The following is a 17,479-nucleotide window of genomic DNA, read 5'->3' as shown; positions in this document are numbered from 1 at the left end:
ATGTTATGCTAAGAGTCTATGCGCCGGCCTCCAGTGCCAATATCAGCGTCGGTTTTGATACCTTAGGTGCGGCAATTTCCCCGATTAACGGTTCATTATTAGGTGATGTGGTGCAAATCGAACCTATCGCCGCCGGCTTCGAGTTAGAAAGTACGGGTTATTTTGTGCGTAAATTACCAAAAGAGCCGCAAAAAAACATCGTTTATCAAGCCTATGTGTTATTTAGCGAGCAGCTCAAACTTCGTAACGCAAAAGTCAAACCCTTGCGCTTAACCTTAGAAAAAAATATGCCTATCGGTTCAGGCTTGGGCTCTAGTGCCTGCTCTATCGTTGCCGCCTTGGTTGCGCTGAATAAATACCATGACGAACCATTTTCTAAAATGGAATTGTTAGAAATGATGGGCGAGTTGGAAGGCCGCATTTCCGGCTCTATTCACTACGATAATGTGGCGCCTTGCTACTTGGGTGGCGTGCAATTTATGGTGCAATCACTCGGCAACATTTGCCAAACCTTACCGTTTTTTGACCATTGGTATTGGGTCTTGGCGTATCCGGGGATTGAAGTATCCACCGCGGAAGCCCGTGCGATTTTACCGAAAAGTTATACACGTCAAGATGTGATTGCACATGGTCGCCATCTGGGTGGTTTCGTGCACGCTTGCCACACGCAGCAGGAAAATTTAGCCGCCATGATGATGAAAGATGTCATTGCCGAACCTTATCGCGAGGCCTTGTTGCCTAACTTTGCCGAAGTCAAACAAGCGACACGCGATTTAGGTGCGTTAGCTACCGGGATTTCAGGCTCCGGCCCGACGATCTTTTCCATCGCACCGGACTTGCATATTGCCGGCAAACTTGCCACTTACCTTGAAAATCATTATTTACAAAACAACGAAGGCTTTGTGCACATTTGCAAAGTCGATAATGCCGGCGCAAGAGAGCTTGATTAAAACACCGGAAAAAATCACCGCACTTTTGTCTTAAAGGTGCCAAACGAAAAAACAGGTTTCACATGAATTTATACAACATCAAACACCCCGAAGAACAGGTCAATTTTGCCCAAGCCGTACGCCAAGGATTAGGCAAAGATCAGGGCTTATTTTTCCCTGAAAACATACCGCACTTAAGCAATATCGATGAACTGTTGGCATTGCCACTGGTTGAACGCAGCCAAAAAATTCTTGGTGCCTTAATCGGTGAGGAAATCCCTCAAGCGCAGCTTGAACAAATGGTGCGCAACGCCTTCACTTTCCCGGCACCGGTTGTCAAAGTAGAAGACAATATTTATGCATTAGAATTGTTCCATGGTCCGACCCTTGCCTTTAAAGACTTCGGCGGGCGCTTCATGGCGCAAGCCTTAGCCACCGTACGCGGTGACGGCAAAATCACGATTTTAACAGCAACTTCCGGTGACACCGGTGCGGCGGTCGCCCATGCATTCTATGGCTTAGAAAATATCGATGTGGTGATTTTATACCCGAAAGGTAAAATCAGCCCGTTACAAGAAAAATTATTCTGTACCCTCGGCGGCAATATTCGCACCATCGCAATCAATGCCGATTTCGATGCCTGCCAAGCCTTAGTCAAACAAGCCTTTGATGATGCAGAACTACGCCAAGCCATCGGCTTAAACTCGGCAAACTCCATCAATATCAGCCGTTTATTGGCGCAAGTGTGCTATTACTTTGAAGCGGCAGCACAATTACCAAAAGAACAACGTGAAAACTTGGTGGTTTCTGTGCCAAGCGGTAACTTCGGCAACCTTACTGCCGGATTAATCGCCAAAACCCTCGGTTTACCAATTAAACGTTTTATCGCTGCCACCAACGCCAACGATACTGTGCCGCGTTATTTACACAGCGGAAACTGGTCACCGAATGCGACTGTTGCTACGCTTTCTAACGCGATGGACGTTTCCCGCCCGAACAACTGGCCACGCGTGGAAGAATTGTTCAAACGCAACGGTTGGGCATTGACCGAGTTACATTCGGCTGCAATTTCCGATGCACAAACAGAAGATACCTTACGCGCCATGAACCAACTGGGTTATTTATGCGAACCACACGGTGCGGTGGCTTATGAAGTGTTAAAACAGGATTTACAACCAGGCGAAACCGGCTTATTCCTGTGCACTGCACATCCGGCAAAATTTAAAGAATCCGTTGAACGCATTCTGAATTTAACGTTGCCGTTACCGGAAGCCTTGGATAAACACAATAAACTGCCGTTATTATCCGATGAAATGGAAAACGATTTCGCACAGTTAAGAGCTTATTTATTGAAATAATAAGAAAAAGTGCGGTGCTAAAATTCGATGAATTTTGACCGCACTTTTCTCATTCACCATGACAACACTCATTGCCTGGGGAAACGTTCATACGCCCTTCCCTTTTCACGACATTCCAGCAGAACTTGTTCCGGCAAACTTGCTGACATTAAACCACGATAACCCGCGTGTAAAACAACGTTGGCAATGTCGCCGTTTAGCGCATTTCCTGCTATGGCAATTACTCAAAACAGCGGAAAAACCGACCGCACTTTTAGCTCAAATTTCACGTACAGAAACTGACCGTCCGCAATTTCCCCCTTCTGAGCTTGATTTTAATATCAGCCATTCCGGTGATTGGGTGGCAGTGATTTTACATATCAGTCCGCCAGGCGAAAAAAGTGCGGTAGGAATTGATATTGAATTTCCCTGCAAAGAACGTCCTTATTTAGCCCTATTGGAACACTTTGCAAGCGCAGAAGAAATCGACTGGTTTCAACAACAAACTGAATCCCAATCCGCTTTTTATCGTATTTGGTGTTTACGCGAAGCTGTGTTGAAATCCCAAGGCGTGGGCATCGCAAAATTATCAGAAGTGACACATCATCCCGAAACCTTACACATTTTCTCTGCCCATTGCCCCCGTGGCCAATTGTTTTTTACGGATGAACTGCCTTTTTATCTTGCCTTTTTTGTTAACCAAGAAAGCTTGACATTGCCTCAATGTTTTGTGTGGTCTGATCATGCGCTTGTTTCTCAACAGATGCCGGATGGCGTTTGCTACGAGGTAAATTCATCAAACAAAATAGAAAAAATTCGATCAAGATCGCATATTTCAAAGGTATAAATAGCAACGACCTTGCCTTTCTTTAACGATGTCATTTTCTGTCACAGGATAAAAAAATGACAACACCTTCGGCATTATTATTACGTTTATTACAGATCCCCAAATTCGGCCCGTCAGCGGTGAATAAAATCATTAGTCAAATCGATATAACGGATTTACTGGATTACGATGAAGTCGCTTTCACACAAATTGGCTGGTCGCCTGCACAAATTCGCGCTTGGTTTCAACCGCAACAACGCTATATTGAACCGGCATTACAATGGGCGGAAGCTGAGGGCAACAGACTGTTAAACTGCCTCGAACCGGATTATCCTTATCTCCTAAAACAAATCGAAAGCGCACCACCGATATTATTTGTTAAAGGCAATGTCGATAGCCTTTCACAACCGCAAATCGCCATGGTCGGTAGTCGCCAATGTTCGCACTATGGCGAGTATTGGGCTAACTATTTTGCAACGGAACTAACCCTCAACGGTTTAACCATCACCAGTGGTTTAGCACTTGGGATTGACGGCATCTGCCATCAAGCGGCAGTAACCTTAAAACGCCCGACCATTGCCGTATTAGGCAGCGGATTAGATAAAATTTACCCGACCCGACATCGAACACTGGCGCAACAAATTTTGGAATATCAGGGCGCATTAGTTTCCGAATTTCTGCCATCACAACCGCCGATTGCGGAAAATTTTCCACGAAGAAACCGCATTATTAGTGGATTATCGATTGCCACATTAATTATTGAAGCCACGGAAAAAAGCGGTTCCTTAATTACAGCCCGTTATGCGTTGGAACAAAATAGAGAGATTTTTGCGCTCCCCGGCAATATTCAAAATGAATTTAGCCACGGTTGCCACAAGCTCATCAAACAAGGCGCCATGCTGGTAGAAAATATTCATGATATTTTAGACAATTTGCCTTTGCATTCTCCGACACCTTACCAACAGGCAGCGCTATTTACTCACGAGATAGACAAACCAAAAGCGCCGTTTGACACATACGCGCCTCCAGCGGAACCTCCTGCACACCCTGCGTTGTACCAAGCGATTGGGCATACACCGATGAGCGCCGATGATCTCGCCACAAACTTAAAGATGCCGATAGAGCAGGTGTTGATTCAGCTGATGGAACTGGAATTACAGGATTTAATTTCTCAAAACAACGGGTTATATCAGCGCAATTAAAAGAGAAGATCACGGTTCGGATTAAGATGTTCGTTAAAAATAGCATCATTTTCCACCGCACTTTTCTTCTTTCTTACTCTTGAAATTTCACCTTCCGCACTTATATCCATAACGTTTTCAATTTATTCAACATAAGTAGGAAGAATATGAGTACAAATCAAGAAACCCGTGGCTTCCAATCGGAAGTCAAACAACTTCTCCAATTAATGATTCATTCTTTATATTCCAATAAAGAAATTTTCTTGCGTGAGCTGATTTCAAATGCCTCCGATGCGGCGGATAAGTTACGTTTTAAAGCGCTTTCCAATCCAGCTTTATATGAAGGTGACGGCGAATTGTGTGTGCGCGTTAGTTTTGATGCGGATAAAGGCACGCTCACCATCAGCGATAACGGGATTGGGATGACCCGTGAACAAGTGATCGATCATTTAGGTACGATTGCCAAATCCGGAACAAAAGAATTTTTGACCGCACTTGGGCAAGATCAAGCGAAAGACAGTCAGCTTATCGGTCAATTCGGTGTGGGTTTCTATTCGGCGTTTATCGTTGCCGATAAAGTGACGGTGAAAACCCGTGCGGCAGGTGAGGCAACGGATAAAGGCGTGCTTTGGGAATCAGCCGGGGAAGGAGAGTATTCCGTGGCGGATATTGAGAAAAAATCCCGTGGCACTGACGTGATTTTACATTTGCGTGAGGACGAAAAAGAATTCTTAAACGAATGGCGTTTGCGTGAAATTATTGGTAAATATTCCGATCATATCGGTTTACCGGTGGAAATGCTCACCAAAGAATATGATGACGAAGGCAAAGAAACTGGTGAAAAATGGGAAAAAATCAATAAATCTGATGCCCTTTGGACACGTTCTAAAAACGACATTTCCGATGAGGAATACAAAGAGTTTTATAAGCATTTAAGCCATGATTTTGCGGATCCGTTATTGTGGGCGCACAACAAAGTGGAAGGTAACCAAGAGTACACCAGTTTACTTTATGTGCCGTCTAAAGCGCCTTGGGATTTATTTAATCGTGAACACAAACACGGCTTGAAACTCTATGTGCAACGCGTGTTTATCATGGATGATGCGGAGCAGTTCATGCCGAATTATCTGCGGTTCATGCGTGGTTTAATCGACAGCAATGACTTGCCGTTAAATGTATCCCGTGAAATTCTGCAGGACAACAAAACCACGGCGGCGTTACGTAAGGCCTTAACCAAACGTTCGTTGCAAATGCTAGAAAAATTGGCAAAAGAGGATGCAGAAAAATACCAACAATTCTGGAAAGAGTTTGGTTTAGTCTTGAAAGAAGGGCCGGCAGAAGATTTTGGCAATAAAGAAGCCATTGCAAAATTATTGCGCTTTGCTTCTACCTACAACGACAGCAGTGAACAAACCGTGTCATTAGAAGACTATGTTGCCCGCATGAAAGAAGGGCAAAAAGCCATCTATTACATTACGGCAGACAGCTATGTGGCGGCGAAAAATAGCCCGCACTTGGAATTGTTCAATAAAAAAGGCATTGAAGTCTTATTGCTTTCCGATCGTATTGACGAATGGATGTTAAGTTACTTAACCGAGTTTGACGGCAAACCGCTTCAAACCATCACAAAAGCGGATTTGGATTTAGGTGATTTGGCGGACAAAGAAGAAACCGAAGCGCAAAAAGAACAAGATAAAGCCTTTGATAGCTTTATTGAACGCGTAAAAACCTTGCTGGGCGAACGCGTGAAAGAAGTGCGTTTAACTCACCGTTTAACGGATACACCGGCAGTAGTTTCTACCGGTAATGACCAAATGACCACGCAAATGGCAAAACTTTTTGCCGCCGCAGGTCAGCCTGTGCCGGAAGTGAAATACACGTTTGAACTTAACCCGGAACATCACTTGGTGAAAAAAGTGGCTGACATTGCCGATGAAGCGGAATTTGCCGATTGGGTGGAATTGTTGCTAGAGCAAGCCATGCTTGCAGAGCGCGGTTCATTAGAAAATCCGGCGGCGTTCATTAAGCGCGTTAATAAGTTGTTAGGATAAAATAAAATGCAATAAAGCCCGAATATTTCGGGCTTTATTTATTTGGGTAGTATTTAGGATAATTTTCAATCCATTTTTTCATTGTTTTTTGTTGCTTGAGTGTATTCGCAAAATTAAATGTTTTTTGTTTATTATTAAATTTAGCCCCTAAAATAATGACTTTTCTTTCGTCTTCGGCCACTTCATATAAAAAATAGATATTATTTATTGTAATGTATTTATAGCCTGTCTTTCCCCAGAATGGTCTAAGTTGCGGGATATTCGTTAAAATCATTTTTAGTTTATCAAGATCATCTTGAGTTAGATAAGTCACGATAAACCGCTTGAGCAGATCTCTTTCAAGATTTTCATCCGACGCTTCCGCAATATAAACATCGAAAGTAGAAAACATTGTTTACCTTATTTTTTAAAATCAAACGATTTTATTTCATTATTCAAAATCGCTTGCCAAGTATCCGAACTTGCTTTGGCGGCTAATTGTCGTTCTTCTAAACTAAAAGCATATTCTTCTTTTTCGTTTTTTTGTGAATTGAGTAAATTTGAAATTTGTTCAAAGGTGAGTTTCACTTTATGCTCCTTTTTATAAATACCTTCTGCATTATGCCTGATTATGCTGTTTTTTTCACCTGTTATTTTCTCAAATTATGGTCATTTTTTCGGTATAATAATACCCCATCCATAGAGAATAAGGAGAGAAAAACATGATCACCGTTTACGGCATTAAAAACTGCGACACCGTGAAAAAAGCATTGAAATGGCTTATGGATCACAACATCGAACATAAACTCCATGATTATCGAGTGGACGGTTTAGATACGGCTTTTTTACAGCAAGCCGAAGCGAAATTCGGTTGGGAAAATTTGGTCAATAAACGTAGCACAACTTGGCGCAATCTTGACGAGAGCGTGAAAAAAACGTTGTCAAAAGCCACCGCACTTTCCGTGTTTGCCGAGAATCCAACGTTGATTAAACGCCCGATTATTTTGCAAGATGATAAGGCGTTGATTGGTTTTGACGAAAAAGAATACCAAGCTGTTTTTGCCTAAAGTGCGGTGATTTTTTCAGGAGTTTTTATGCAAGAAAAAGTGGTTTCTCTGGCGCAAGATTTAATCCGCCGCCCATCCATTAGCCCGAACGACGAAGGCTGTCAGCAACTCATTGCCGAACGTTTAGAAAAATTAGGCTTTCAAATTGAATGGATGCCTTTTAACGACACTTTAAATTTATGGGCAAAGCATGGTGTTGGTGAGCCTGTAATTGCCTTTGCCGGGCATACGGATGTGGTGCCGACGGGCGACGAAAGCCAATGGACTTATCCGCCGTTTTCTGCCGAGATTGTCGATGGCATGCTTTATGGACGTGGCGCTGCCGATATGAAAGGCTCATTAGCTGCGATGATCGTGGCGGCGGAAGAATATGTGAAAGCCAACCCAAATCACGACGGTACGATTGCCTTATTGATTACCTCCGATGAGGAAGCTGCAGCAAAAGATGGCACGGTACGTGTGGTAGAAACCTTAATGGCGCGCGGTGAGAAAATCACGTATTGCATGGTGGGCGAGCCGTCCAGTTCGAAAACCTTGGGCGATGTGGTCAAAAATGGTCGTCGCGGTTCGATTACAGGCAACCTCTATATTCAAGGCGTTCAAGGCCATGTGGCATATCCACATTTAGCAGAAAATCCGATTCACAAAGCGGCTCCCTTCCTACAAGAACTGACAACCTATCAATGGGATAACGGCAATGAATTTTTCCCACCGACCAGTTTGCAAATCGCCAATATTCATGCCGGTACGGGCAGCAATAATGTGATTCCGGGCGAGCTTTACGTGCAATTTAATTTGCGTTATTGCACGGAAGTGACTGATGAAATCATCAAGCAAAAAGTCGCTGAAATGCTGGAAAAGCATGGATTGAAATACCGCATTGAGTGGAATCTTTCCGGCAAACCGTTTTTAACCAAACCGGGTAAATTATTAGATGCGCTAACTGCTGCTATCGAACGAACCACAGGCATTACGCCACAAGCGGAAACCGGTGGTGGCACCTCTGACGGTCGTTTTATTGCGCTAATGGGAGCTGAAGTGGTGGAATTTGGGCCGCTTAATACGACTATTCATAAAGTCAATGAGTGTGTGAGCGTAGAGGATCTGGCCAAGTGCGGTCAGATTTATCACCAAATGTTAGTCAATTTATTGGATAAATAAAATGAAATTAACCCCTGACATGTTGATCGGCAAATCGCGGGAACATTTGGTGAATTTGCCAACACCGCATTCGCCGAACCATTTTTTGCAGGCGGAAGCGGCAAAAGCCTTTCAAGGCTTGCAACAAAGTGCGGTCAAAAATGGCTTTAATTTACAACCCGCCAGCAGTTTTCGTGATTTTGCGCGCCAACAACTTATTTGGAACGGCAAATTTAACGGTGAACGTAAAGTGCATGATGATGCAGGCAATGCGCTAGATTTGAGCCGATTGGATGATTGGCAAAAATCGCAAGCGATTTTACGCTGGTCAGCGCTACCGGGGGCAAGCCGTCACCATTGGGGCACGGAAGTTGACATTTTCGATCCTGATCTTTTGCCTCAAGGCCAATCCTTACAGCTTGAGCCTTGGGAATATGAAAAAGGCGGTTATTTCTTTAAACTGAGTGAATTTCTCACCGAAAACCTACCGCACTTTGATTTTAGTTTGCCTTTTATGCAAATGCCGGCAGAGAAAAAAATCGGGCGTGAGCCTTGGCATATTAGTTACATGCCCTTGGCAGAGAAAGCAAAACAACTTTTTTCCGCTGAGGTATTGTTGCAGGCATGGGAAAAGGAAGAGATTGCGGGGAAAAATGCGTTAACAGCACATTTACCAGAGATTTTTGCACAATTTTTTATTTAGCAATAAAAGCCGGTATTCATTATTTTGATACCTCATTAAGCTTGAGAAAATGAAAACAATGTAGCTAAGTGGTAACAGTCCATTCTTCTCTTTTTGTTTTTATTGAAAAAAAGTAGGCATAGTGCCTACTTTTTATATTTAATTACAACGCCTCAATCGCCTTATACTGTTCACGAATTTTTTCTAATCCGGATTGGTATTCGGCTTGTTTTTCGCGCTCTTTGGCGATAACCGCTTCCGGGGCTTTGGCGACGAAGGCTTCGTTGCTGAGTTTGCTTTCAATACGTTTAACTTCGTTTTGATATTTTTTAATCTCTTTGGTTAAACGGGCAAGCTCGGCTTCTTTGTTGATGAAACCTGCCATCGGCACGAGGATTTCGGTGTTACCGACTAACTTCGCTACGGCTAACGGCGCTTGTTCGTCCTCTTTAAGCACGCTGACGTTGTCTAACTTCGCCATGGCTTGTAAAAGTGCGGTCTGTTTTTCCAGTATTTTTTGCTCATCAGCCGGAATATTACGGAATAACAGATCGAGTCCTTTGCTTGGTGCAATGTTGCTCTCTGCACGGATGTTACGCACGGCAACAATCACTTCTTTGAGCCAATTAATCTCTGTTTCCGCCTCGGCATCAAACGCGTTTTCTTCCACACGTGGGAAAGGTTGCAACATGATGCTATCTGCGGTGATGCCCATGAAACCTTTCACTTTTTGCCAAATTTCTTCAGTAATAAATGGCATGAGCGGGTGTGCTAAACGCAACAATTTTTCCAACACATGAACCAAAGTTTGGCTTGCTGCACGAATTTGCGCGGCGCTGCCGTTGGCAAATACCGGTTTGGTGAGTTCCAAATACCAGTCGCAGAATTGGTTCCAAGTGAATTCATAAATCGCATTCGCGCAAAGGTCGAAACGGTATTGGCTTAATGCGCTGCGAAAAGTTTCTACTGTGCGATTGAATTCAGATTGAATCCAACGATCGGCTAATGAGAATTCGATCTCGCCTTCGCTTAAATCCAATTTTTCATTCGTTAATACGAAACGGCTTGCATTCCATAATTTATTACAGAAGTTACGGTAGCCTTCTAAACGTTTCATATCCCAGTTGATATCACGACCGTTTGAAGCCAATGCGGCTAATGTGAAACGCAATGCATCTGTACCGTGAGCGGCAATGCCGTCCACAAATTCTTTGCGAGTTGCTTTGGCAATTTTCTCTGCTAATTGCGGTTGCATCATGTTGCCGGTGCGTTTTTCAAGTAAATCTTCAAGGCTGATGCCGTCAATCATATCGATTGGATCAAGCACATTACCTTTTGATTTCGACATTTTTTGACCTTGCTCATCACGGATTAAGCCCGTCACGTACACGGTTTTGAATGGCACTTGCGGTTTGCCGTTTTCATCTTTCACAAAGTGCATCGTAAACATAATCATACGCGCAACCCAGAAGAAGATAATATCAAAGCCTGTGATTAACACATCCGTTGGGTGGAACATTTTGAGTTCTTTGGTTTGCTCCGGCCAACCGAGGGTGGAGAACGTCCACAAACCGGAAGAGAACCAAGTATCCAACACATCTTCATCTTGTTTTAACTCAAGCGCAGAATCTAAGCCATATTTTGACCGCACTTCGGCTTCGTTGCGCGCGACATAAACGTTGCCTTCCGCGTCATACCACGCCGGAATGCGGTGCCCCCACCAAAGTTGGCGAGAAATACACCAATCTTGAATATCGCGCATCCAAGAAAAATAAAGGTTTTCGTATTGTTTCGGCACGAATTGGATTTCGCCGTCTTCCACCGCTTTAATTGCCACATCAGCAAGCGGTTTCACGCTCACATACCATTGGTCGGTTAACATCGGCTCAATCGGCACACCGCCACGGTCGCCATAAGGCACTTTCAAATCATGCGGTTTGATTTCATCTAATAAACCCAACGCTTCAAAATCTGCCACGATTTTCTTACGTGCCGCAAAACGCTCTAAACCACGGTAATCTTCAGGAATCATCGCTTCATAGCCGGCAAGCGGTTTACCATCAGTACCGATAATTTCCGCTTCATCGCGAATATCTGCATTTAAGGTTAACATGTTGACCATCGGCAAGCTGTGGCGTTTGCCCACTTCGTAGTCGTTAAAGTCGTGCGCAGGGGTGATTTTCACTACGCCGGTACCGAATTCACGATCCACATATTCATCGGCAATAATCGGAATTTCACGGTTAGCCAATGGCAGAACGACCGTTTTACCAATTAAAGATTGATAACGTTCATCTTCCGGATGCACCGCCACCGCCGTATCGCCCAACATGGTTTCCGGACGCGTGGTTGCCACCACTAAATAATCTTTGCCATCCGCCGTTTTCGCACCGTTGGCTAACGGATAGCGGAAATGCCAAAGGGAACCTTTGCTCTCTTTGTTTTCTACTTCTAAATCAGAAATCGCAGTGTGAAGTTTTGGATCCCAGTTCACCAAGCGTTTGCCACGGTAAATCAACCCTTCTTCGTGCAAGCGAACAAACACTTCTTTTACCGCATTGGATAACCCCTCATCCATGGTGAAACGCTCACGCTCCCAGTCGATAGAGTTGCCTAAACGGCGCATTTGTTGGCTGATTGTGCCGCCTGAATAGGCTTTCCAATCCCAAATTTTGTTGATAAACGCTTCACGACCATAATCGTGGCGGGTTTTGCCTTCTTCTGCAGCAATTTTACGCTCCACCACCATTTGGGTGGCGATACCGGCGTGGTCTGTCCCCGCTTGCCATAAGGTGTTATGCCCTTCCATACGGTTAAAACGGATTAAGGTATCCATTAAGGTTTGTTGGAAAGCGTGCCCCATGTGTAGGGAACCTGTGACGTTCGGCGGCGGAATCGCAATGCAATAGCTCGGTGCATTTTCATTTTCAGACGGTTTAAAATAACCGCTCTCTTCCCAATGTTGATAAAGGGCTTGTTCTACCGCAGACGGATTAAAACGGTCTGCCATTTCGAATTTTTGTGTCATTTATATTTTCTCTAATTAATGATTATTTAGATAATTGTAGTTGTACTTTTAAAAGGCTTTCTCTAGCCGCCTGCAATTCAAAATCTTTTTTATGTTCACATTCTTGATCGTAACAATGTCTAGCTTTTATATTACTAATCTCATTTTTCCAATAATTAACTTGATTACTTAAATTCTCTATTCCCTGTAAGTTTTTTATTGAGGTTACAATCCAATCGACATTACTTTTTGACAGATGTTGGTACTTATTGAACTCTTCTTTAGTAATTAAGTTATGATATTCGTTTCCCCAAAAAACATTACTAGTCTCAACTGTTTTTTGGAGTTCTGTAACTTTTTTTTCTAATGCTTGAATTGGGGTAATAACCTCTATTCCTAATTTGCTACGTATATTATCAACTAAATTTTTAGGATCTATAAAACCTAAATAAGCGCAAAGCAAAAATGATAGAATAAAAAAATTAATCCTAGACAACCATGATGGCTTATTCATAACATTTCCTTCAATAATTTAAATTCAATTAAATAAAATCCTATTTCCCTTGGATAAATCCCAAAGTTAATAACCTATCTAAAATATTCCTACACCAATTGGGTAAAAAACTACAGAATTGAACAATATTGTTATCCTTTAGTTGAAAGATCAATTCAGGTGCAATGCTTGAATTATCATAAATAAAAACTTCATCACAATATGGCAATACAAGGAATAAATTATCAAAACTCATTTGATAACGATTTTTTACAATATCTTCAGCAATAAAATGCCCGCCAGCTTTCACTCTTGCTTTAACCCGAGCAAGATTTATCTTAACGCTATTCACTCCAATATAATTCAGATGTACATAGAAACCATTCTCTTTGGCTTTTTTCATTCTTTGTAAAATAGAATGACCTGATAAGGTAGATTCCATTGAAAAATCAATTTTATGCTGAATAGCAAAACGGAATAATTCGATTGCTTTTCTACCTGCTTCAATATCTGCTAATCGAGGATTCTGCGGATTAATTTGCATTGCAATATGATCAGAATCAATCACAATTTGTACAGGATCTTGATTAAAAGAACGTAATGTACTTTTACCTGCGCCATTTGTTCCACAATAAAAAATCGCTTTATTTTGCATAAGCCACAATTTTTTCCGTACCATCTGGATAATGTTCGACAATACGTCCATCACGTTTTTGAAACGTAATGACTTCGTGGTTCATTTTTTCTTTCATCCAAGCTGAAAATAGTACTTTAAGTTGTTTTTGCTGTTGAATAATCTTTTCACGTTCGGTCATTAATTATCTCCTTACGCTAAGCTAAGGTAAACTCAATTATCCAAAATAGATATTCACTGGGATAAACCCCCCGAATCACCTCTTTCAACTCCGCCAATCCCATATTTTCCTGCTTCGCATGTTGTTCCGTCAGTTCATCAAGAGTAATCGGCGACACGCTTAACACTTCAATGGTGCAGAAATATTGGTTATCTTCAAAGCGCCCAACGCGCAAAATATCGCCCGCTTTAAAATGGCTTTCGGATTTATCCCGAATAGTGATGGTTTTCCACCCGGAGAGAATATCGGCTTCGAAGCGCTGGTAAAAAGTGATGTCGTTCGGTTGCATTTTATTTCTGAAAGTGCGGTCGGATTTTTAGGTATTTTTGCAACAAAACCCCATCTTTTAAGATGAGGTTTGTGCTATAGATTAATGCCGGCAATCTTTTATTTTGCCAATTCGCGTTTTACGCGTTGCATTTCTCGAATCAGACGTTCTTCTTCTTGGCGGCAATAGGAATCCATTTTAATCTTTCCGCTGTCATCTTTAATGTCGTTTACACAGCGAACTTGCGTGTATTGTTTTTCTAACATACTTAATACGCGTGCTAATTCTTGTTTGTGTGCGGCTTGTTTGTTCGTTGGTTTAACGCTTACCGGTGCGGCAGTCGCATTTTTAGGTTGTGCCGGTTGGGTAGCTTGTGCTGCCGTATTCGCTGGCGCAGGCTCTTCTGTTGTCGCAGGGGCTGTTGCTGTTGCATTTTCTTGTGGTGCAGGTTCAGCCATATTTGTATTAGGCTGTGCCGGCATTGCTGTGGCAGTGGCAGGTGCGGTTTCTATTGCGGTAGGAGATGTTGCCTCAGGGCTTTGTGCCGGCATTTCTTTTGTTGGTTCGGCAGGTTCTGAGGCTTTGGTTTCTTCCTGTACGACCTGTGGCTTAGGATCATCACAGGCGGTGAATAAGAACGTTGAGCAGGCAATAAATAAAGCGAGAATTGATTTTTTCATGTTTTAGGCTCCATATAAAATAATGAGTCAAGATTAGGCAGCGTTTTCTGTCGAAAGCTGCCAACCTTGGGTTCGCAAGAATTTATAACGCTCCCGAGCAAGTTTTTTGGCTTGTTCTTCTGCGGGCACAAAATCAATAATTTGATTAAAGGTGCCAAAAAATTCAGGCAGTACTTGTTGCAAATTAATCAGTAAATCTCTTCGTTGAGCGTTACGCTTTGATGACCAGCTAATTTCAATGGGTGTTACGTAGGTTGTTATTTCACCAAAGAGATTATGCGGGACAAATTCATCAGGATCTCGCTGCCATAAGGCTTCATCTAATAGCAATGCCTGTTCCTGTGTTTCACAGCTAATGAGCACCCGTTTCCCCAAACGCCATGCCGCCGCGGCAAGATTGCACGCCAACTGTTCTTGAGCAGACAGCCCATTTGGGGACGCCATATCATGGAGTAAATAAAATTGTGCTGATTGCGCCATAAAAACATACCTCAAGAGAGATGCAAGCTGAGATTTTAGCGGAAATCAGCTTAAATAGAAAATGTTAATTTTCAAAACGTTTTACAAACTCACCGCACTTTATGATCTAGGTCACAAAACCGATTTTCTGTTTGTAATTTCAGTTCATTGAAGAGATTGTCAATGTTAGAATCCTCTTGTTCCTGTTAATAATCATTATGAGGTAATCAAAATGGAATTTCGTATTGAAAAAGACACCATGGGCGAAGTTCAAGTGCCGGTAGACAAATACTGGGCTGCGCAAACCGAACGTTCCCGCAACAATTTCAAAATCGGTCCTGCGGCATCTATGCCACATGAAGTCATCGAAGCCTTTGGTTATTTGAAAAAAGCGGCTGCATTCGCCAACCATGATTTAGGCGTGTTGCCTGCGGAAAAACGTGATTTAATCGCACAAGCTTGCGATGAAATTTTAGCAAATAAATTAGACGATCAATTCCCGTTGGTGATTTGGCAAACCGGTTCCGGTACGCAATCCAACATGAACGTGAACGAAGTGGTGGCAAACCGTGCTCACGTTTTACACGGTGGCAAATTGGGCGAAAAATCCATTATTCACCCGAATGATGATGTGAACAAATCCCAATCTTCCAACGATACCTTCCCAACCGCAATGCACATTGCCGCATACAAAAAAGTTGTTGAAACCACCATTCCTGCCGTAGAACGTTTACAAAAAACCTTTGCAGCAAAATCTGAAGCCTTTAAAGATGTGGTGAAAATCGGTCGTACGCACTTAATGGATGCAACCCCATTAACATTAGGTCAAGAATTCTCTGCCTATGCGGCGCAATTACACTTTGGTTTACTTGCATTGAAAAATACCCTACCGCACTTACGCCAATTAGCTCTTGGTGGCACGGCTGTGGGTACCGGTTTGAACACGCCAAAAGGCTATGATGTGAAAGTGGCTGAATACATTGCTAAATTCACCGGTCTTCCGTTCATCACCGCAGAAAACAAATTTGAAGCCTTGGCAGCGCATGATGCTATCGTGGAAACACACGGTGCATTGCGTCAACTTGCTATGAGCTTATTCAAAATTGCCAACGACATTCGTTTATTGGCATCCGGTCCGCGTTCCGGTATCGGCGAAATCTTAATTCCGGAAAATGAACCGGGTTCTTCCATTATGCCGGGTAAAGTTAACCCAACCCAATGTGAAGCCATGACTATGGTGTGTGCACAAGTGTTTGGTAACGACACCACTATCGCGTTCGTCGGCTCTCAAGGTCACTTCCAATTGAACGTATTCAATCCGGTAATGATTGCGAACTTCTTACAATCTGCCCAATTATTGGCAGATGCCTGTGTTTCTTTCGACGAACACTGCGCAACCGGTATTGAACCGAACTACCCACGCATTAAACAGCAACTTGAAAATTCATTGATGTTGGTCACCGCGCTTAATACCCATATCGGTTATGAAAATGCGGCGAAAATTGCGAAAACCGCACACAAAAACGGCACAACCTTACGCGAAGAAGCCATTAATCTTGGCTTAGTTTCTGCGGAAGACTTCGATAAATGGGTGCGTCCGGAAGATATGGTCGGTAGCTTAAAATAACGTGATGCGTTAAATTAAGTTATGAGTAAAGAAGACGGGATCAATTTCCCGTCTTTTTTGCTATAATCGCCCACATAAATTTTTATGACGGATTGTTTATGAAATTAAAATCGCTGCTGTTTATTTTGAGCTTATTTCCTACCGCACTTTCTGCCCATTGGGTCAATGTGGGCACTGCCGACTATAATTGGGGGCCGTTCTTGGTTTATTCCATTGATTTGGCAACAGAAAATGGCGAATACAAAGAAAACCAGTTGCCGGTGATGCTTTCTTTTAAATATGAAAAACCGGTTGAAGGCAAAAATTTTGCCATTAGCTTAATTAAAGAAATGGAATATCTAAAAGCAGATAAAACCAAAACGGATTTGTGGTTAAAAGATATGCAGGCTATTTTTCCGGATTTCTCACCCAATGCAATATTGCGTTATATCGCATTACCGAATAAAGGCTATTTCATTTTAAATGACTCCGTTTTAGATCATGAGTTTGAACCGGAATTCAGCCAAATGCTGATTAATATTTGGTTGTCACCACAGAGTAATTTCGTCAAATTGCAGCCCCAATTATTGGGTAAAGAGAAGGGAAAAGTCTCATCGGAAGAATTTAAAACCCAGCCGGAAATCGATCCCATGGGGGAGGATGAGGCCAGTCCACAACTGCCACCAAACTTTCCGCTGAATGCGATAGAGTCGGAATGATCTATAAACCAACCGACTTTATTCATTTTTCTTAATATAAAAGCCTTTCAGATGAAAGGCTTTTATTATGCGTTAGAACAATATCCGCGTGCGAATTGTGCCGTCAATATGGCGTAATTTATCGAGCAATGGTGCGGAATCTTCGGTTTCCACATCGATCACCAACAGTTCGTAGCGTGCATCTTGATGCACGACCAAATT

At 42.7% G+C, this 17,479-nt stretch carries 19 protein-coding genes; 10 read left to right on the top strand and 9 right to left on the bottom strand.

Annotation, left to right across the window (positions count from 1 at the left end; translation table 11 throughout):
• Positions 1-5 precede the first annotated feature (5 nt).
• From thrB to htpG, 5 genes are all read left to right on the top strand, one after another.
• Entirely contained in the window at positions 6-950 is a 945-nt protein-coding gene (thrB, locus tag HMPREF9065_RS06965; protein ID WP_021615626.1) for a homoserine kinase, read from the top strand.
• 62 nt (positions 951-1,012) lie between these two features.
• Positions 1,013-2,287 carry a threonine synthase gene (gene thrC, locus HMPREF9065_RS06970; RefSeq protein ID WP_021615625.1) on the top strand — a complete coding sequence of 425 codons (1,275 nt, stop codon included), beginning with the start codon at positions 1,013-1,015 and terminating at the stop codon, positions 2,285-2,287.
• A 58-nt stretch (positions 2,288-2,345) separates the two neighbouring features.
• The gene (locus HMPREF9065_RS06975) at positions 2,346-3,113 is read left to right on the top strand and encodes a 4'-phosphopantetheinyl transferase family protein (RefSeq protein WP_021615624.1); all 768 of its coding nucleotides are present in this window, start codon (positions 2,346-2,348) and stop codon (positions 3,111-3,113) included.
• A 56-nt stretch (positions 3,114-3,169) separates the two neighbouring features.
• Entirely contained in the window at positions 3,170-4,294 is a 1,125-nt protein-coding gene (gene dprA, locus HMPREF9065_RS06980) for a DNA-processing protein DprA (protein ID WP_021615623.1), read from the top strand.
• A 146-nt stretch (positions 4,295-4,440) separates the two neighbouring features.
• Positions 4,441-6,324: a molecular chaperone HtpG gene (gene htpG / locus HMPREF9065_RS06985; RefSeq protein WP_021615622.1), complete on the top strand. Its 1,884-nt coding sequence runs from the start codon at positions 4,441-4,443 to the stop codon at positions 6,322-6,324.
• Positions 6,325-6,358: 34 nt separating this feature from the next.
• Here the strand turns inward: htpG and HMPREF9065_RS06990 are convergent, their stop codons facing one another.
• Both HMPREF9065_RS06990 and HMPREF9065_RS10200 read right to left on the bottom strand, forming a co-directional pair.
• On the bottom strand, positions 6,359-6,715 hold the full coding sequence (locus HMPREF9065_RS06990) for a hypothetical protein (RefSeq protein WP_021615621.1): 357 nt from the start codon (positions 6,713-6,715) through the stop codon (positions 6,359-6,361).
• A gap of 8 nt (positions 6,716-6,723) precedes the next feature.
• Positions 6,724-6,891: a hypothetical protein gene (locus HMPREF9065_RS10200; protein WP_021615620.1), complete on the bottom strand. Its 168-nt coding sequence runs from the start codon at positions 6,889-6,891 to the stop codon at positions 6,724-6,726.
• Positions 6,892-7,025: 134 nt separating this feature from the next.
• On the opposite strand from HMPREF9065_RS10200, the gene HMPREF9065_RS06995 reads away from it, so the two are divergent.
• The 3 genes from HMPREF9065_RS06995 to HMPREF9065_RS07005 are packed head-to-tail and all read left to right on the top strand — an operon-like array spanning position 7,026 to position 9,213.
• Positions 7,026-7,370: an ArsC family reductase gene (locus tag HMPREF9065_RS06995; RefSeq protein WP_021615619.1), complete on the top strand. Its 345-nt coding sequence runs from the start codon at positions 7,026-7,028 to the stop codon at positions 7,368-7,370.
• Positions 7,371-7,397: 27 nt separating this feature from the next.
• Positions 7,398-8,531: a succinyl-diaminopimelate desuccinylase gene (gene dapE / locus HMPREF9065_RS07000; RefSeq protein WP_021615618.1), complete on the top strand. Its 1,134-nt coding sequence runs from the start codon at positions 7,398-7,400 to the stop codon at positions 8,529-8,531.
• A gap of 1 nt (position 8,532) precedes the next feature.
• Complete coding sequence (locus tag HMPREF9065_RS07005) at positions 8,533-9,213, top strand: M15 family metallopeptidase (protein WP_021615617.1); 681 nt, start codon at positions 8,533-8,535, stop codon at positions 9,211-9,213.
• A 142-nt stretch (positions 9,214-9,355) separates the two neighbouring features.
• Here HMPREF9065_RS07005 and HMPREF9065_RS07010 read toward each other — a convergent pair whose 3' ends face one another.
• From HMPREF9065_RS07010 to HMPREF9065_RS07025, 7 genes are all read right to left on the bottom strand, one after another.
• Positions 9,356-12,220, bottom strand: coding sequence for a valine--tRNA ligase (locus HMPREF9065_RS07010; protein WP_021615616.1), 2,865 nt, complete (start codon positions 12,218-12,220; stop codon positions 9,356-9,358).
• 22 nt (positions 12,221-12,242) lie between these two features.
• Entirely contained in the window at positions 12,243-12,713 is a 471-nt protein-coding gene (locus HMPREF9065_RS09775; RefSeq protein ID WP_021615615.1) for a hypothetical protein, read from the bottom strand.
• Between the two features lie 40 nt (positions 12,714-12,753).
• A complete protein-coding gene (locus tag HMPREF9065_RS07015) occupies positions 12,754-13,347 on the bottom strand; it encodes a zeta toxin family protein (protein ID WP_021615614.1) in 594 nt (197 codons plus the stop codon).
• The gene (locus HMPREF9065_RS10195) at positions 13,337-13,507 is read right to left on the bottom strand and encodes a hypothetical protein (RefSeq protein WP_021615613.1); all 171 of its coding nucleotides are present in this window, start codon (positions 13,505-13,507) and stop codon (positions 13,337-13,339) included. The genes HMPREF9065_RS07015 and HMPREF9065_RS10195 overlap by 11 nt, the downstream gene beginning before the upstream one ends.
• A 16-nt stretch (positions 13,508-13,523) precedes the next feature.
• Positions 13,524-13,835, bottom strand: a complete 312-nt coding sequence (yqfB, locus tag HMPREF9065_RS07020; protein ID WP_021615612.1) for a N(4)-acetylcytidine aminohydrolase — start codon at positions 13,833-13,835, stop codon at positions 13,524-13,526.
• A gap of 98 nt (positions 13,836-13,933) precedes the next feature.
• A complete protein-coding gene (locus HMPREF9065_RS09770) occupies positions 13,934-14,494 on the bottom strand; it encodes a hypothetical protein (RefSeq protein ID WP_021615611.1) in 561 nt (186 codons plus the stop codon).
• Positions 14,495-14,527: 33 nt separating this feature from the next.
• Positions 14,528-14,974 carry a DNA polymerase III subunit chi gene (locus tag HMPREF9065_RS07025; protein WP_021615610.1) on the bottom strand — a complete coding sequence of 149 codons (447 nt, stop codon included), beginning with the start codon at positions 14,972-14,974 and terminating at the stop codon, positions 14,528-14,530.
• Positions 14,975-15,185: 211 nt separating this feature from the next.
• Here HMPREF9065_RS07025 and fumC point away from each other — a divergent pair, with 211 nt between their 5' ends.
• Together fumC and HMPREF9065_RS07035 are read left to right on the top strand one after the other, a co-directional pair.
• On the top strand, positions 15,186-16,580 hold the full coding sequence (gene fumC, locus HMPREF9065_RS07030; protein ID WP_021615609.1) for a class II fumarate hydratase: 1,395 nt from the start codon (positions 15,186-15,188) through the stop codon (positions 16,578-16,580).
• A 98-nt stretch (positions 16,581-16,678) separates the two neighbouring features.
• Entirely contained in the window at positions 16,679-17,278 is a 600-nt protein-coding gene (locus tag HMPREF9065_RS07035; RefSeq protein ID WP_021615608.1) for a hypothetical protein, read from the top strand.
• The last annotated feature ends 201 nt before the right edge of the window (positions 17,279-17,479 follow it).

The organism is Aggregatibacter sp. oral taxon 458 str. W10330 (genome assembly GCF_000466335.1).
In the GTDB taxonomy this organism is placed as follows: domain Bacteria; phylum Pseudomonadota; class Gammaproteobacteria; order Enterobacterales; family Pasteurellaceae; genus Aggregatibacter.
Note: the sequence above shows the minus strand (reverse complement) of the source record. Positions and strands in the feature narration are given on the sequence as shown.

Excerpts from the sequence above, each read along its gene's own strand:
- HMPREF9065_RS07005 (WP_021615617.1), top strand. The coding sequence starts at position 8,533 with ATGAAATTAACCCCTGACATGTTGATCGGCAAATCGCGGGAACATTTG.
- HMPREF9065_RS07010 (WP_021615616.1), bottom strand. The coding sequence starts at position 12,220 with ATGACACAAAAATTCGAAATGGCAGACCGTTTTAATCCGTCTGCGGTA.
- HMPREF9065_RS09775 (WP_021615615.1), bottom strand. The coding sequence starts at position 12,713 with ATGAATAAGCCATCATGGTTGTCTAGGATTAATTTTTTTATTCTATCA.
- dprA (WP_021615623.1), top strand. The coding sequence starts at position 3,170 with ATGACAACACCTTCGGCATTATTATTACGTTTATTACAGATCCCCAAA.
- yqfB (WP_021615612.1), bottom strand. The coding sequence starts at position 13,835 with ATGCAACCGAACGACATCACTTTTTACCAGCGCTTCGAAGCCGATATT.
- HMPREF9065_RS06990 (WP_021615621.1), bottom strand. The coding sequence starts at position 6,715 with ATGTTTTCTACTTTCGATGTTTATATTGCGGAAGCGTCGGATGAAAAT.
- HMPREF9065_RS09770 (WP_021615611.1), bottom strand. The coding sequence starts at position 14,494 with ATGAAAAAATCAATTCTCGCTTTATTTATTGCCTGCTCAACGTTCTTA.
- dapE (WP_021615618.1), top strand. The coding sequence starts at position 7,398 with ATGCAAGAAAAAGTGGTTTCTCTGGCGCAAGATTTAATCCGCCGCCCA.
- HMPREF9065_RS07015 (WP_021615614.1), bottom strand. The coding sequence starts at position 13,347 with ATGCAAAATAAAGCGATTTTTTATTGTGGAACAAATGGCGCAGGTAAA.
- HMPREF9065_RS06995 (WP_021615619.1), top strand. The coding sequence starts at position 7,026 with ATGATCACCGTTTACGGCATTAAAAACTGCGACACCGTGAAAAAAGCA.
- HMPREF9065_RS06975 (WP_021615624.1), top strand. The coding sequence starts at position 2,346 with ATGACAACACTCATTGCCTGGGGAAACGTTCATACGCCCTTCCCTTTT.
- HMPREF9065_RS10195 (WP_021615613.1), bottom strand. The coding sequence starts at position 13,507 with ATGACCGAACGTGAAAAGATTATTCAACAGCAAAAACAACTTAAAGTA.
- thrC (WP_021615625.1), top strand. The coding sequence starts at position 1,013 with ATGAATTTATACAACATCAAACACCCCGAAGAACAGGTCAATTTTGCC.
- HMPREF9065_RS07035 (WP_021615608.1), top strand. The coding sequence starts at position 16,679 with ATGAAATTAAAATCGCTGCTGTTTATTTTGAGCTTATTTCCTACCGCA.
- thrB (WP_021615626.1), top strand. The coding sequence starts at position 6 with ATGCTAAGAGTCTATGCGCCGGCCTCCAGTGCCAATATCAGCGTCGGT.
- fumC (WP_021615609.1), top strand. The coding sequence starts at position 15,186 with ATGGAATTTCGTATTGAAAAAGACACCATGGGCGAAGTTCAAGTGCCG.
- HMPREF9065_RS07025 (WP_021615610.1), bottom strand. The coding sequence starts at position 14,974 with ATGGCGCAATCAGCACAATTTTATTTACTCCATGATATGGCGTCCCCA.
- htpG (WP_021615622.1), top strand. The coding sequence starts at position 4,441 with ATGAGTACAAATCAAGAAACCCGTGGCTTCCAATCGGAAGTCAAACAA.